This is a genomic window from uncultured Methylibium sp. (assembly GCF_902826655.1).
Taxonomy (GTDB): Bacteria; Pseudomonadota; Gammaproteobacteria; order Burkholderiales; family Burkholderiaceae_C; genus Methylibium.
The window spans coordinates 116091-129442 of the sequence record NZ_CADEFR010000001.1 but is presented as its reverse complement, the minus strand read 5'-3'; the positions used below and the strand labels follow the sequence as shown (position 1 = coordinate 129442).

13 protein-coding genes are annotated in these 13352 nt (G+C 69.5%); 7 read left to right on the top strand and 6 right to left on the bottom strand.

Annotation, left to right across the window (positions count from 1 at the left end; all coding sequences use genetic code 11):
- The first annotated feature begins 434 nt into the window (after window positions 1–434).
- The 5 genes from QZV97_RS00665 to QZV97_RS00645 all read left to right on the top strand — a co-directional run bounded on the left by QZV97_RS00665 (window position 435) and on the right by QZV97_RS00645 (window position 4837).
- Window positions 435–911, top strand: a complete 477-nt coding sequence (locus QZV97_RS00665; protein WP_295636696.1) for a 4Fe-4S dicluster domain-containing protein — start codon at window positions 435–437, stop codon at window positions 909–911.
- 10 nt (window positions 912–921) lie between these two features.
- Window positions 922–2769 carry an aldehyde ferredoxin oxidoreductase family protein gene (locus QZV97_RS00660; RefSeq protein WP_295636692.1) on the top strand — a complete coding sequence of 616 codons (1848 nt, stop codon included), beginning with the start codon at window positions 922–924 and terminating at the stop codon, window positions 2767–2769.
- A gap of 75 nt (window positions 2770–2844) precedes the next feature.
- On the top strand, window positions 2845–4248 hold the full coding sequence (locus QZV97_RS00655; RefSeq protein ID WP_295636689.1) for an FAD-dependent oxidoreductase: 1404 nt from the start codon (window positions 2845–2847) through the stop codon (window positions 4246–4248).
- 24 nt (window positions 4249–4272) lie between these two features.
- Window positions 4273–4527 carry a MoaD/ThiS family protein gene (locus tag QZV97_RS00650; protein ID WP_295636684.1) on the top strand — a complete coding sequence of 85 codons (255 nt, stop codon included), beginning with the start codon at window positions 4273–4275 and terminating at the stop codon, window positions 4525–4527.
- A gap of 10 nt (window positions 4528–4537) precedes the next feature.
- The gene (locus tag QZV97_RS00645) at window positions 4538–4837 is read left to right on the top strand and encodes a hypothetical protein (protein ID WP_295636681.1); all 300 of its coding nucleotides are present in this window, start codon (window positions 4538–4540) and stop codon (window positions 4835–4837) included.
- Between the two features lie 9 nt (window positions 4838–4846).
- On the opposite strand, the gene QZV97_RS00640 is transcribed toward QZV97_RS00645, so the two are convergent.
- The 6 genes from QZV97_RS00640 to QZV97_RS00615 form a co-directional block, all read right to left on the bottom strand.
- Window positions 4847–6190: an MATE family efflux transporter gene (locus QZV97_RS00640; RefSeq protein ID WP_295636678.1), complete on the bottom strand. Its 1344-nt coding sequence runs from the start codon at window positions 6188–6190 to the stop codon at window positions 4847–4849.
- A 19-nt stretch (window positions 6191–6209) separates the two neighbouring features.
- Window positions 6210–6917, bottom strand: a complete 708-nt coding sequence (locus tag QZV97_RS00635; protein WP_295636673.1) for an SDR family oxidoreductase — start codon at window positions 6915–6917, stop codon at window positions 6210–6212.
- Between the two features lie 116 nt (window positions 6918–7033).
- Window positions 7034–7624, bottom strand: a complete 591-nt coding sequence (locus tag QZV97_RS00630; protein WP_295636670.1) for a TetR/AcrR family transcriptional regulator — start codon at window positions 7622–7624, stop codon at window positions 7034–7036.
- A 69-nt stretch (window positions 7625–7693) separates the two neighbouring features.
- Window positions 7694–9163: a diguanylate cyclase gene (locus QZV97_RS00625; protein ID WP_295636667.1), complete on the bottom strand. Its 1470-nt coding sequence runs from the start codon at window positions 9161–9163 to the stop codon at window positions 7694–7696.
- A 36-nt stretch (window positions 9164–9199) separates the two neighbouring features.
- Window positions 9200–10198 carry a cytochrome d ubiquinol oxidase subunit II gene (locus QZV97_RS00620; protein WP_295636663.1) on the bottom strand — a complete coding sequence of 333 codons (999 nt, stop codon included), beginning with the start codon at window positions 10196–10198 and terminating at the stop codon, window positions 9200–9202.
- A 16-nt stretch (window positions 10199–10214) separates the two neighbouring features.
- Window positions 10215–11597, bottom strand: a complete 1383-nt coding sequence (locus tag QZV97_RS00615; RefSeq protein ID WP_295636659.1) for a cytochrome ubiquinol oxidase subunit I — start codon at window positions 11595–11597, stop codon at window positions 10215–10217.
- Between the two features lie 71 nt (window positions 11598–11668).
- Here QZV97_RS00615 and coaBC point away from each other — a divergent pair, with 71 nt between their 5' ends.
- A complete protein-coding gene (coaBC, locus tag QZV97_RS00610) occupies window positions 11669–12901 on the top strand; it encodes a bifunctional phosphopantothenoylcysteine decarboxylase/phosphopantothenate--cysteine ligase CoaBC (RefSeq protein ID WP_295636657.1) in 1233 nt (410 codons plus the stop codon).
- The gene (gene dut, locus QZV97_RS00605; protein WP_295636654.1) at window positions 12898–13347 is read left to right on the top strand and encodes a dUTP diphosphatase; all 450 of its coding nucleotides are present in this window, start codon (window positions 12898–12900) and stop codon (window positions 13345–13347) included. Before coaBC ends, dut begins: the two co-directional genes overlap by 4 nt.
- Window positions 13348–13352 lie beyond the last annotated feature (5 nt).

Here is a 13352-nt window from a genome sequence, read left to right as displayed (position 1 = left end):
GGGTTGCACGCTCTGGCTGGACATCCTGGGTCCTTTCATGCCGCCGCGGCGGCTTGTCCCGGTCTTCTTCGGTCTTCTTGTGAGGCCTGCCGGTGGTACGGAGGCACGGCAGACCTGGATGCGGTCCGCGAGCCATTGTGGAAGGGCGGATGCTAGAAGATATGGAAGTGCTGTTCAATTTCGCAGCAAGGCCCGCACGCCGGAACGGGCTTGCCGTCAGCATCCTGCGCCGCGCTGGAACATGCTCCCGCCTGCGGGGTGGGAACGGCGTCATCGGCCGGCGCAGCGCTTTGTACCGTGCCAGATCAGGGTTATCCCCGGATATGAACGGCGCTGCCGAGTCCAGAACATAGGCATCGTGGTTCCTATGGCGGGCTGGTGGCGGCCGTCGGGCGCCCGAGTCATCTTCACAACGCCAGCGGAGACAGCGAGCCATGCAGAAGACCCTCCACCTCGACCCGGAGAAGTGCACCGGGTGCCTGCAGTGCGAAATGGCCTGTTCCTTCGAGAACTACGCCACCTACGCGCCCAGCAAGTCGCGCATCAAGGTGTTCGACTTCCACCATACCGGCCGCAAGGTGCCCTACACCTGCACGCAGTGCGACGAGGCCTGGTGCCTGCACGCCTGCCCGGTGGAGGCGATCACGATCGACCACCTGACCGGTGCCAAGGTCGTCAACGAGACGACCTGCGTCGGCTGCAAGGTCTGCACCATCGCCTGCCCGTTCGGCACGGTGAACTACGTGCAGGAGACCGGCAAGGTCCAGAAGTGTGACCTGTGCGGCGGCGAGCCGGCCTGTGCCGAGGCCTGCCCGACCGGCGCGATCACCTACGTCGACGCCAACTGGACGGGGCTGAACAAGATGGCCGCCTGGGCCGACAAGCTCGGCAACCAACCCGCTGCGGCGTAAGGAGATCAAGATGTCCTGGGCTGGAAAAATCCTTCGCGTCAACCTCACCAAGGGCACGGTCACGTCCGAGCCGCTGAAGATGGAATGGGCTCGCAGCTATCTCGGCTCGCGCGGCCTGGCTTCGAAATACCTGGTGGAGGAGATCGATCCCAAGGTCGATCCGCTGTCGCCCGACAACAAGGTGATCTGGGCCACCGGCCCGCTGACCGGCACGATGGCGTCCACGGGCGGGCGCTACACGGTCGTGACCAAGGGACCGCTGACGGGCGCCATCGCCTGCTCCAACTCGGGCGGCTACTGGGGCGCCGAGCTCAAGTTCGCCGGCTGGGACATGGTGATCTTCGAGGGCAAGTCGCCCAAGCCGGTCTACCTGTCGATCGAGGACGACAAGGTGGAGTTGCGCGACGCTGCCCACCTCTGGGGCAAGACCGTCTGGCAGACCGAGGAGATCATCAAGAAGCAGCACCAGGACCCGCTGACCCGCGTGTCGAGCATCGGTGGCGCCGGCGAGAACCTCGTGCTGTACGCCGCCGTCGTCAACGACCTGCACCGGGCGGCCGGCCGCTCGGGCGTGGGCGCCGTGATGGGCAGCAAGAACCTGAAGGCGATCGCGGTGCGCGGCACCAAGGGCGTGGGCAATGTCGCCGACCCCAAGGAGTTCATGAAGGTGACCTTCGAGAAGAAGAAGATCCTCGCCGACAACGCCGTCACCGGCCAGGGCCTGCCGACCTACGGCACCCAGGTGCTGATGAACGTGATCAACGAGATCGGTGCATCGCCGACGCGCAACCACCGCGACGTGCAGTTCGAAGGCGCGAAGGACATCTCGGCCGAGGCCATGGCCACGCCGCGCAAGACCGACGGCAAGAAGCCGCTGGTCACCAACCAGGCCTGCTTCGGCTGCACCATCGCCTGCGGCCGCATCCAGAAGATCGACCAGGGTCACTTCTCGGTCGAGAACAAGCCGCAGTACTGGGGCGCCTCGGGCGGCCTCGAGTACGAAGCGGCCTGGGCGCTGGGCAATGCCAACGGCGTCAACGATCTCGACGCGCTGCAGTACGCCAACGTGCTGTGCAACGAGCACGGCATGGACCCGATCTCCTTCGGCGCGACCATCGGCGCGGTGATGGAGCTCTTCGAGATGGGCGTGCTGACCAAGGAGCAGCTGGGCACCGACGCGCCCTTCGGGTCGGCGCGTGCCCTGGTGCACTTTGCCGAGATCACCGCCAAGGGCGAGGGCTTCGGCAAGGAGATCGGCCAGGGCTCGGCGCGGCTGACCAAGAAGTACGGCCACCCCGACCTGTCGATGAGCGTCAAGGGCCAGGAGTTCCCGGCCTACGACTCGCGCGGCATCCAGGGCATGGGCCTGGCCTATGCCACGTCCAACCGCGGCGCCTGCCACCTGCGCGGCTACACGGTCGCGTCCGAAGTGCTGGGCATCCCCGTCAAGACCGACCCGCTGGCGGCCGAAGGCAAGCCGGACCTCGTCAAGGCTTTCCAGGATGCGACCGCGGCCTTCGACTCGGCCGGCATCTGCATCTTCACCAGCTTCGCCTGGGGTCTGGCCGACGTGCAGCCGCAGGTCGCGGCGGCTTGCGGCGACGAGTTCACGCTCGAGAAGCTGAACGAGATCGGCGAGCGCATCTGGAACATGGAGCGCGACTTCAACAACAAGGCCGGCTTCAGCGCCAAGGACGACACGCTGCCCAAGCGCCTGCTGACCGAGCCGGCCAAGACCGGCCCGGCCAAGGGCCTGGTCAACAAGCTACCGGAGATGCTGCCGAAGTACTACGAGATCCGCGGCTGGGACGCGAACGGCCAGCTCAAGCCCGAGACTCGCACGAGGCTCGGCTTGTGACTTGATCGTTCCCGAGAGGGACAAGGGCGGACGAGGCGACTTGTTCCGCCCTTCGCATTTGGTGGAGACAGACACATGAGACACATCATCCTGGGCGCCGGCCCGGCCGGCATCATCGCGGCCGAAACGATCCGCAAGCACGCGCCCTACGACAGCATCACCGTCGTCGGCGACGAACCCGAGCCGCCGTACTCGCGCATGGCGATTCCCTACCTGCTGGTGGGCAACGTCAAGGAAAGCGGCACCTACCTGCGGCGCGATCCCGACCAGTGCGTCAAGCTGAACATCCAGCTGCTGCAACGGCGTGCGACGGCGGTCGATGCGGCGCGCCGCACGGTGACCCTGGACAACGGCAGCATCCTCGGCTTCGACAAGCTGCTGATCGCCACCGGCTCGCAACCCGTGCGGCCGCCGATCCCCGGCATGGACCTGCCCGGCGTGCACCCGTGCTGGACGCTGGAGAACGCGCGCCACATCGAGCAGCTGGCCAGGCCCGGCGCGAAGGTCCTGCAGATGGGCGCCGGCTTCATCGGCTGCATCATCATGGAGGCGCTGGCCGCGCGCGGCGTGCAGCTCACGGTGGTGGAGATGGGCGACCGCATGGTGCCGCGCATGATGGGCCCGACCGCTGGCAACATGATCAAGGCCTGGTGCGAGAAGAAGGGCGTGCGTGTCTTCACCGGCACCAAGGTCGAGGCGATCGAGGCGGCCGGAGCGACGCGTGCCGCCGCGGCGGCGCCGGCACCGGCCTCGGGCGGCCTGCTGAACAAGGTCGCCAGCTTCTTCGGCATGGGCGACAGTGCGCCGGCCGCGGCGCCGGCGGCCCCGTCTTCTGCGGGCGGCAGTGCGATGCGCGTGCGGCTGTCCAACGGCCAGACGATCGAAGCCGATCTGGTGATCAGCGCCACCGGCGTCAAGCCCAACGTCGCCTTCCTGAAGGATTCGGGCATCGAGTGCAACCAGGGCGTGCTGGCCGACGAATGCCTGCAGACCAATGTCGCCGGCATCTTTGCCGCGGGCGACTGTGCCGAGGCCTTCGACCTGGCGACGCGGCAGCGCGTCATCAGCGCGATCCAGCCCAATGCCGCCGACCAGGCGGCCGTCGCGGCGCTCAACATGCTGGAGCGCGGCGCCGAGCTCAAGCGCGTGACGCAGATCAACGTGCTGGACACGCTGGGCCTGATCTCGGCCAGCTTCGGCGACTGGCAGGGCGTGGCGGGCGGGCAGCACGTCGAGCTGACCGACCGCGACGGCTTCAGGCACCTGAGCCTGCAGTTCGACAACGAGAAGCTGGTCGGCTGCAACAGCATCGGCTGGACCGAGCACGTGGGCGTGATGCGCGGCCTGGTCGAAGGCAAGGTGCGGCTCGGCGAGTGGCGTGACAAGCTGCTGGCCGATCCGACCCGGCTGGCCGAGGCCTACATCGCGCAGGGGCAGGCCCAGCAGCAGTGGGCACAGACGCATGCGCGCGCGCGCTGAGGCGGTCTGCGCCATCATGCCGGCATGAAGATCGCCTTCAAGCTCTACGCGACGCTCACCGACTACCTGCCGCCCGAGGCCCGCAGCGGCAACCGGGTCGAACTCGACATCGCGCCCGAGGCCACGATCGCCGACGTGATCGCGCCCTACGGGCTGCCGATGAAGCTGGTGCACCTGGTGCTGGTCAACGGCCACTACATCGCGCCGGCCGATCGGGCGACGCACACCTTCGTCGAAGGCGACGTGCTGGCGATCTGGCCGCCGATCGCAGGCGGCTAGGGGTCAGCCCATGCAGCCCGACTACCCGGCGCGCTTCACGCGCGACACCGGCGGGACCGAAGCGGAGTGGCTGGGGCGCCTGGCCGGGGCCTGCAACGGCCATCCGATCGAGATCGGCGAGCGCCGTGCCGCCATCGCGATCGACGGTGGCGCGCTGGTGCTGCGTTGGCGGCCGCTGCCGCCGCGGCGCATCGCACTGATGAGCATGCCGCGGCTCGAGGTCGAATTCGGCTTCGAGCAGCTGTCCGACGAGGCACGCATGCGCTTCATGCGCTACTTCGACCTCTACATGCAGCGCGGCGGCGGGTGAGCGCCGGCCTCATCTCGACCAGCTTCCGAGCCGGATCGCGCCGGCGATCGTGCCGCCGTAGACGACGAGGCTGAGCGCCACGACGACGAAGAGGCCGGTGGCCGGCATGTGCAGCAGGTGCACGCCGATCCAGCCGCCGACGGCGACGATCAACAGCCGCGCCGTGCTGCCGACGAGCGGCCAGACCATGCGACCGGCGCCCTGCGACGCGAAGAAGAGCGCAAGCCCGAGGCCGAAGAAGCCGTAGCAGGCGCCGACGATGTTGAGGTAGTCCGCGCCGAAGTCGATGACGGCGGCGTCGGCGGTGAACAGCCCCAGCCACGCCGTCGGCACGAGCGCACTCGCGATACCGATGAGCCCGGTGACGGCCGCGACCACGGCGCCGCCGCTCCACGTGGCGCGCAGCGCGCGCCCGGGCTGGCCGGCGCCCATGTTGGTGGCGACCAGTGCCGTGAGTGCACTCCCGAAGCCGAAGGCGATCGGCACCAGGATGTACTCGAGCCGGGCCGCGATGCCGTAGCCCGCCAGCGCCGCGACGCCGTAGCTGCCGACCAGGGCCGTGGCCGCTGCGATGGACGCGTTGCTGAGGACCGGGCTCAGCGAGGCCGGCAGGCCGACGCGCAGGATGTCGCGCAGCAGCGCCGTGCGCAGCCGCCACGGCGCGCGCCCCAGGTGCACCGCGCCGCTGCGCCGCAGCAGGTGAGCCACCATGACCAGCGCGGCCACGCCATTGGCCGCCAGTGTGCTGGCGGCCGCGCCGGTCGCGCCGAGCCCGGTCAGCGGCCCCCAGCCGAACACCAGCAGCGGGCACAGCACGACGTGCACCGCAGCAGTGGCCACCAGCATCAGCGACGGCAGCAACATGTTGCCGGCACCTCGCACGATGGCGGCCAGCACGTTGGTCAGCCAGATCACGATGGCTCCGCCGAACAGCAGGTTCGAATAGCCCAGCGCGTCCGACAGCGCCGCGCCCCGACCGCCCATCGCCGCGTAGACCACGGACCCGAACCCCAGCAGCACGATCGTGAACAGCACGGCCATCACCCCCGCGATCAGCAAGGCGTGCTGCGCCAGCCGGTCCGCCTCGTCGCGCCGGCCGGCACCCAGGGCGCGCGCGACGGCGGCCGTGGTCGCCCCGCCGATGCCGCCGGCCGACATCTGCAGCATCAGCATCGACAAGGGCAGCACGAGCGCGACGCCGGCCAGCGCCTCGGCGCCCAGGCGCCCGAGGATGTAGCCGTCGTAGCCGATCACCAGGGTCGTGGCGAACAGGCCGATGACGTTGGGCGTGGCGAGCCGGAACAGGGTCGGCAGCAACGGCCCGTGCAGCATCTGCTGGGTGGCGGCGTTCATGGCGTGGCGGCCGCAAGACCTAGCGTGCGATCGTTTGCAGGTAGACGCCCGGATCGGCCGACAGCCCGCGCTTGACCTGCTGGGTGATCTCGTCGGCCAGCACCTCCTCGGCGCCGGCCTCGAGGGCATCCAGCGCGCGGCGGACCACGTCGTCGGCCGTGGTCTTGGGCATGTCGATGCCGCGCGTGAGGTCGGTGTCGACAAAGCCCATGTGCATGCCGAGCACCTGGGTGCCCTGGGCGCGCAGTTCATGGCGCAGGCCGTTGGTCAGCGACCAGGCGGCCGACTTGGTCGCACCGTAGGTCGCCAGCAGCGGCGAGTTGATCCAGCTCGCGATCGACAGCACGTTGAGGATGGCGCCGCCGCCATGCGCGGCCAGCACCGGCGCGAAGGCCTGGCTCAGCCGCAAGGGGCCGAAGAAGTTGGTCTCGAGCTGCTCGCGGGCTGCGTCGATGCTGCCTTCGGCGAGGAAGCCGCCGACCCGGGCGATGCCGGCGTTGTTGATCAGCAGCGTCACGTCGCGGCAGCGCTGCGCCGCAGCCGCCACGTCGTCGGGGCGCGTGACGTCGAGCCGCAGGGCTTCGACACCCTCGAGCCGCACGCTGGCCGGGTCGCGGGCGGCCGCGTAGACCTTGCGCGCGCCGCGGGCGAGCGCCTCGCGGGCGAAGGCCAGGCCGATGCCGCGGTTGGCGCCGGTGATCAGGACGGTGGCGTTGTCGAGCTTCATGGTTCGGATCCTTGGGAACAGGGTTGCGGTGGTACCGCGAGAGTCCTTGATATGACGAACATCATAATCATGGACGGCGAAAGCGGGCCGCTCGGGGCGGCGCGGCGGTGCATGACTCAGCGGTCCGGAGGGGCGTCGTGCTGCGCCAGCAGGGCGCGGCGCGTGGCGGCCAGCAGGGCCTTGCCTTCGGCGTTGGGGCCGAGGGCGCGCGCCAGTTGCAGCGCGCCGACCATCTGGCTCGCGATGACCGCGGCACTGTCGCCAGCAGCATCCGCGGGCAGTGCGCGCTGCACCGCGGCGATCAGGCCACGCACGCGCCCCGCAGCCACCTGGCCGACCTCGCGGGACTGGCGCGGCATCTCCGACGCCAGCGCGGCGACCGGGCAGCCGTTCTCCGTCGAGACGAGGTGACTTTCCGACAGGTACTGCTCCACCAGCGCACGCAGGGCGCTGGCGCCGCGCGCCTGACGAGCGGCGACGGCCGTCACGACGCGGGCGGCGCTGTCCGTGCCCGCACGCTCGAGCGCTTCGCACAACAGCGCGTCGCGGGACGCGAAGTGGGCGTAGAAGCCGCCGTGCGTGAGTCCGGCCTCCTTCATGATGTCGGCCACGCCGACGCCGGCAAAGCCGCCCCGGCGGATCGCCCGCGCCGCCGTCTCCACGATGCGGTCGTGGGTGACTTGCTTGCGGCTGGGTTCACGATCCATGCCCGAAGTCTAGCACGAGTATGACGACCATCATATTGCTGTGCACCCACTGAGGTCGCAGACCGCGGCTCAGGCGCTCGGGGCGCCGGCCAGCACCACCTGATTGCGACCGCGTGCCTTGGCCTGGTACAGCGCCTGGTCGGCCTGGCGGATCAGGGCTTCGTGCGAGTCCTCGTCGCCCGGCGCCGGCGTCAGTACCGCCACGCCGATGCTGGCCGTGACGACACCGAACGGCGACAGGACATGCGCCTGCCCCAGGTCCTGGATCGCCTGACAGATGTTGTGGGACATGGCGAGTGCGCTGGGCTCGTCGGCGGCCACCGCGACCAGCGCGAACTCCTCGCCGCCGTAGCGTGCCACCAGGTCTCCGGCGCGGCGCACGTTGGCGTTGAGCACCTGGGCGACGAGGCGCAGGCAGTCGTCCCCGGCCTGGTGGCCGTAGTGGTCGTTGTACTTCTTGAACAGATCCACATCGAGCAGCGCCAGTGCCAGCGACTGGCCGCTCTGCCTTGCATGACTCCATTCGCTGGACAGGAACTCGTCGAAACGCCGGCGGTTGGCGATGCCGGTCAGGCCGTCGGTAGCGCTCAGGGCGCCGAGCTTGCTGTTCGATTCCTCCAGCTTCTGGGTGCGCTCGCGGACCTTGTCCTCGAGGCCGCGCGTCAGCGCCCGCTGTTCGCTCAACAGCACGGCAAAGCCCATGCCGACGATGCTGAGCGTCAGGATGAACTCCTGGGTGCGCAGGATCAGTTCGTGCGGAGGCGCGTCGCCGAAGGGCTGGTGGCCGGTGGTCTGGGCCCTGGCCGTCGCCAGCGAGATCAGCGCCACCGCCAGCGAGGTCCAGCGCGTGCCGAAGCGGACCGCCATGTACAGCACCGAGGGCAGCAGCAGGTTGGGCGTGAGCGACACGCCGCCCAGCTTCTCTGCCTGGCCCGACAGGATCAGCCAGGCCAGGGCGACCGTGAACAGCAGGACCGCGCCGTCCTGCCAGCGCAGGCGCACGGTTTCACGCGCCGGCTGCACCAGGGCCAGCAGCAGCGGCGTGTAGATCAGCAGTCCCAGGCCGTCACCGAACCACCACAGCAAGACCAGCGTCGGGTACGGCGCGCTGACGCCATCGAGCGTCCGCAACACGGTGCCCGCCAGCAAGCCGCCGCACAGCGCGCCGATCAGCGGGCCGCTGACGACGAACTTGCCCAGGTCCTGGATGCGCTCGAGCCCGGGCGACACGCCGGCGCGTCGCATCAGCAGGTAGGTCAGCGTCACCTCGGCCACGTTGATGAGGCTCAGCAAGGCGGCCTGCCGAGCCGGGAACACCGGCAGGTTGGCGACGAGGTCGGAACTGAAGGTCAGCGTCGCCAGCAGCCAGCCACGCTGCCCGCGGTAGTGCAGCAAGGCGGCCAGCAGCACCGCGTTGGGCAGCCAGACCACCACCTCGTTCTCGGGCGAGTAGGCGCACAGGAAGGTCAGCTTGACGCTGAGGAAGTGCAGCAGCGGCAACGCCAGGAAGGTCGGCCAGCCCGGCCGGGGTTGCGTCATGGCGGCCAGCATAGAGCCGCCGCGGGGGCCGGATCGTCAGCCGTAGCGCAATTCCGTCGCCTTGCCCCAGAACACCCGGTACGAAAACACGGTGTAGGCCGCAATCGCGGGCACCGAGATGCACACGCCGACGAGGATCACCTTCAGCGCGGCCGGGCTGCTGGCGGCTTGCCAGATCGTCAGCCGGTCGATCACCACGTAGGGATAGATGCTGTAGGCCAGGCCGACGAAGCCGAGGCAGAACACCGCGACCAGCAGCACGAAGGGCAGCCAGCACAGCGCGCCGCGCACGATGGCCTTGTCGAGGACCACGCGCGTGACGACCAGCGCGATGCCGGTCGCCAGCGGGATCACCATCAGCGCGATGAACGCCGGCAGCGTGAACCAGCGCTCGCGCACGGTCTCGCTGATCCACGGCGTGGCGAGCGAGATCAGCAGCATGCCGACCACCACCGGCGCCCAGGCCGTCCTGGCCCAGTGCACGGCCTTTTCCTGCAGCGCGCCCTCGGTCTTCATGATGAGCCAGGCCGCGCCGAGCAGCGCGTAGGCCGCCGGCAGCGCCAGCGCGATGGCCGCGGCGAAGACCGGATAGTTCCAGCCGTCGTCGCCGAAGCCGCTGATGTAGCGGCCCAGCATCCAGCCCTGCGACAGCGAAGCCAGCATCGAGCCGGCGAAGAAGAGCCGGTCCCACATCGGCTTGGCGCCCGACTTGGCCTTGACGCGGAAGTCGAAGGCCACGCCGCGCAGGATCAGACCGATCAGCATCAGCGTCACCGGCAGGTAGAGCTGCGTCAGCACCAGGCCATGGGCCTTGGGGAAGGCCACCAGCAGGATGCCGACGCCCAGCACGAGCCAGGTTTCGTTGGCATCCCAGAACGGGCCGATCGAGGCGATCAGCACGTCCTTCTCCTCGGGTGTGGCGCGGTGCATCAGCAGGCCGACGCCGAGGTCGTAGCCGTCGCTGATCACGTAGATCAGCATCGACAGCCCCATCAGGGCCATGAAGATCACCGGCAGCGCGGCGTCGAAGCTCATGCCTGCTCCCGGGTCGTCATGCGCTTTCCTCCCCGGCCAGCACGCCGGCCGCATGGGCCTGCGCGGCCTCGACCGCATTCGGCTGCAGCACGTCCTCGGGCTTCTCGGCCATGTACTTGAGCACCGTCACGTAGGCGAAGATCAGCGCGATGTAGAGCGTCAGGTAGAGCGCGAAGCTCAACGCGATCATCGGCGACGGCACCGTGGTCGCCGCGACGTCGGCGGTGCGCAGCAGGCCGTAGACGATGAAGGGCTGGCGGCCGATCTCGGTGACGTACCAGCCGGCCACCGTGGCGACCCAGCCCGAGAAGCTCATGCCGGCCAGCACCCACAGCATCGCCGGCGGCAGGCGTTCCGGTCGCCAGCCGGCACGGCGCCCGAGGAACCAGCCGACCCAGCTGACCGCGAGCATCAGCATGCCCATGCCGACCATCACGCGGAAGGCCCAGAACACCGGCGCGACCGGCGGGTGCGCGCCGGGGAACTCGTTGAGACCCTTGATCTCGCCGTCGAAGTCGTGCGTGAGGATGAAGCTGGCCATCTTGGGGATGGCGACCTCGAAGTGGTTCTTGCGCGCCTCGCCGTCGGGCCAGGCGAACAGCAGCAGCGGGGCGCCCTTCTCGGTGTGCCACACGCCTTCCATCGCGGCGATCTTCTGGGGCTGGTGCTCCAGCGTGTTGAGGCCGTGCATGTCGCCGACGAAGATCTGCACCGGGATCAGGACCGCCGCCACCGTCAGGCCGAGGCGCAGCACCCGGGGAGCCGAGCGCTCGGCCTTGCCGCGCAGCAGCTGCCAGGCCGACAGGCCCGCCAGCAGGAAGGAGCAGGTCAGGGCCGAGGCCAGCAGCATGTGCGCGAAGCGGTAGGGGAAGGACGGGTTGAAGAGCACCTCGACCCAGTCCTTGACGTGGAAGACGCCGTCGACGATCTCGTGGCCCGCCGGCGTCTGCATCCAGGAGTTGAGGACCAGGATCCAGAACGCGCTGACGGTGGTGCCGAAGGCGACGAAGAAGGTCGCCATCAGGTGCACGCGCTCGCTGACGCGACCGTGCCCGAACAGCATGATCCCCAGGAAGCCGGCCTCCAGGAAGAACGCGGTCAGCACCTCGTAGCCCAGCAGCGGCCCGGCGATGTTGCCGGCCTTCTCCATGAAGCCGGGCCAGTTGGTGCCGAACTGGAAGCTCATCGTGATGCCGCTGACCACGCCGAGCGCGAAGGACAGCGCGAACACCTTGGTCCAGAAGCGATAGGCGGCGAGCCAGGCGCCGTCCTGCGTGCGCAGCCAGCGCCAGCGCATGAACAGCAGCAGCCAGCCCAGGGCGATCGTGATCGTCGGGAACAGGATGTGGAAGGTGATGTTGGCGGCGAACTGCGCTCGGGCCAGCAGGAGTGCGTCCATCGGGGTGCTTCAGGCCATCGGTCAGGCACTGTAGCGCGCAGCCCTGCGTTCGGCCGTCGATAATCGGAATCATGAGTGAACGTCTCGACCTTGCCGGCAAGCGTCTCGTCCTGGGCCTGTCTGGCGGCATCGCCTGCTACAAGGCGGCCGAACTGCTGCGCCTGCTGGTCAAGGCCGGCGCCGAGGTCCGGGTCGTGATGACCGAGGCAGCGCGCCAGTTCATCACGCCGGTCACGATGCAGGCGCTGTCGGGTCAGCCGGTGCTGAGCGACCAGTGGGACGCGGGCCAGCCCAACAACATGGCGCACATCAACCTGACGCGCGAGGCCGATGCCGTGGTCGTCGCCCCCGCCAGCGCCGACCTGATCGCCAAGCTGGCCCAGGGCCGGGCCGACGAGCTGCTGAGCCTGCTGTGCCTGGCGCGCCCGATTGCCGACTGCCCGCTGTTGCTGGCGCCGGCGATGAACCGCGAGATGTGGGCGCATCCCGCCACGCAGCGCAACCTGGCGCAGGTGCGCGACGACGGCGCGATCGTGCTCGGGCCCGGCAACGGCGACCAGGCCTGCGGCGAGACCGGCGACGGCCGCATGCTCGAGGCCGAAGAGCTGTTCGAGGACATCGTTAGCGCGCTGTCGCCCAAGCCCCTGGCCGGTGAGCGCGTGCTGATCACCGCCGGCCCGACCTTCGAGGCCATCGACCCGGTGCGCGGCCTGACCAATCGCTCCAGCGGCAAGATGGGCTTCGCGCTGGCGCGCGCGGCTCGCGAAGCTGGCGCGCAGGTCACGCTGGTCGCCGGGCCGGTGCACCTGCCGACGCCGCGCGGCGTGACGCGCATCGACGTGCAGAGCGCCGAGCAGATGCTGGACGCGGTGCTGCCCTTGGCGGCCACGCACGGACTCTTCATCGCCACTGCGGCGGTGGCCGACTGGCGGCCGGCGAAGCTGGCCGATCACAAGATCAAGAAGGACGGCAAGAAGGTACCGCCGGGCGTCGAGCTGAGCGAGAACGCCGACATCCTGGCGACGGTCGCGGCGCTGCCGCGCCCACCGTTCTGCGTCGGCTTCGCGGCCGAGAGCGAGCAGCTGGCGCGTCACGCGCGAGAGAAGCTGGTGCGCAAGAAGTTGCCGCTGGTGGTCGGCAACCTCGGGCCGGCGACCTTCGGCCGCGACGACAACGCCTTGCTGCTGGTCGATGCCCAGGGCGAGCGACCACTGCCCCCCGATGGCGGCACGGCCGACAAGCTGACGCTCGCGCGCCAGCTGGTGGCCGAGATCGCGCGCCGCCGGGCCACCGACGCCGCATGACGACCATCGACGTCCGCGTGCTCGACGCGCGCCTGGCCGACCAGCTGCCGGCCTACGCGACGCCGGGCAGCGCCGGCCTCGACCTGCGCGCCTGCCTCGACGTGCCGCTGGTGCTGGAACCCGGCCAGGCCCAGCTGATCCCGACCGGCCTGGCCATCCACCTTGGCGATCCGGGCCTGGCGGCGATGATCCTGCCGCGCTCGGGCCTGGGTCACAAGCACGGCATCGTGCTGGGCAACCTGGTCGGCCTGATCGACTCCGACTACCAAGGCCCGCTGATGGTGAGCTGCTGGAACCGTGGCCGCGAGGCCTTCACGGTGCAGCCGCTCGAGCGCATCGCACAGCTGGTGATCGTGCCCGTGGTGCAGGCGGCGTTCCGCGTCGTCGAGAGTTTCGAGGCCTCGGCGCGCGGCGAGGGCGGCTTCGGCTCGACCGGCAAGGCCTGAGGCCG

What these genes read in the sequence shown, in the direction of transcription:
- QZV97_RS00665 (WP_295636696.1), top strand. Translation starts at nt 435, where the DNA reads ATGCAGAAGACCCTCCACCTCGACCCGGAGAAGTGCACCGGGTGCCTG.
- QZV97_RS00660 (WP_295636692.1), top strand. Translation starts at nt 922, where the DNA reads ATGTCCTGGGCTGGAAAAATCCTTCGCGTCAACCTCACCAAGGGCACG.
- QZV97_RS00655 (WP_295636689.1), top strand. Translation starts at nt 2,845, where the DNA reads ATGAGACACATCATCCTGGGCGCCGGCCCGGCCGGCATCATCGCGGCC.
- QZV97_RS00650 (WP_295636684.1), top strand. Translation starts at nt 4,273, where the DNA reads ATGAAGATCGCCTTCAAGCTCTACGCGACGCTCACCGACTACCTGCCG.
- QZV97_RS00645 (WP_295636681.1), top strand. Translation starts at nt 4,538, where the DNA reads ATGCAGCCCGACTACCCGGCGCGCTTCACGCGCGACACCGGCGGGACC.
- QZV97_RS00640 (WP_295636678.1), bottom strand. Translation starts at nt 6,190, where the DNA reads ATGAACGCCGCCACCCAGCAGATGCTGCACGGGCCGTTGCTGCCGACC.
- QZV97_RS00635 (WP_295636673.1), bottom strand. Translation starts at nt 6,917, where the DNA reads ATGAAGCTCGACAACGCCACCGTCCTGATCACCGGCGCCAACCGCGGC.
- QZV97_RS00630 (WP_295636670.1), bottom strand. Translation starts at nt 7,624, where the DNA reads ATGGATCGTGAACCCAGCCGCAAGCAAGTCACCCACGACCGCATCGTG.
- QZV97_RS00625 (WP_295636667.1), bottom strand. Translation starts at nt 9,163, where the DNA reads ATGACGCAACCCCGGCCGGGCTGGCCGACCTTCCTGGCGTTGCCGCTG.
- QZV97_RS00620 (WP_295636663.1), bottom strand. Translation starts at nt 10,198, where the DNA reads ATGAGCTTCGACGCCGCGCTGCCGGTGATCTTCATGGCCCTGATGGGG.
- QZV97_RS00615 (WP_295636659.1), bottom strand. Translation starts at nt 11,597, where the DNA reads ATGGACGCACTCCTGCTGGCCCGAGCGCAGTTCGCCGCCAACATCACC.
- coaBC (WP_295636657.1), top strand. Translation starts at nt 11,669, where the DNA reads ATGAGTGAACGTCTCGACCTTGCCGGCAAGCGTCTCGTCCTGGGCCTG.
- dut (WP_295636654.1), top strand. Translation starts at nt 12,898, where the DNA reads ATGACGACCATCGACGTCCGCGTGCTCGACGCGCGCCTGGCCGACCAG.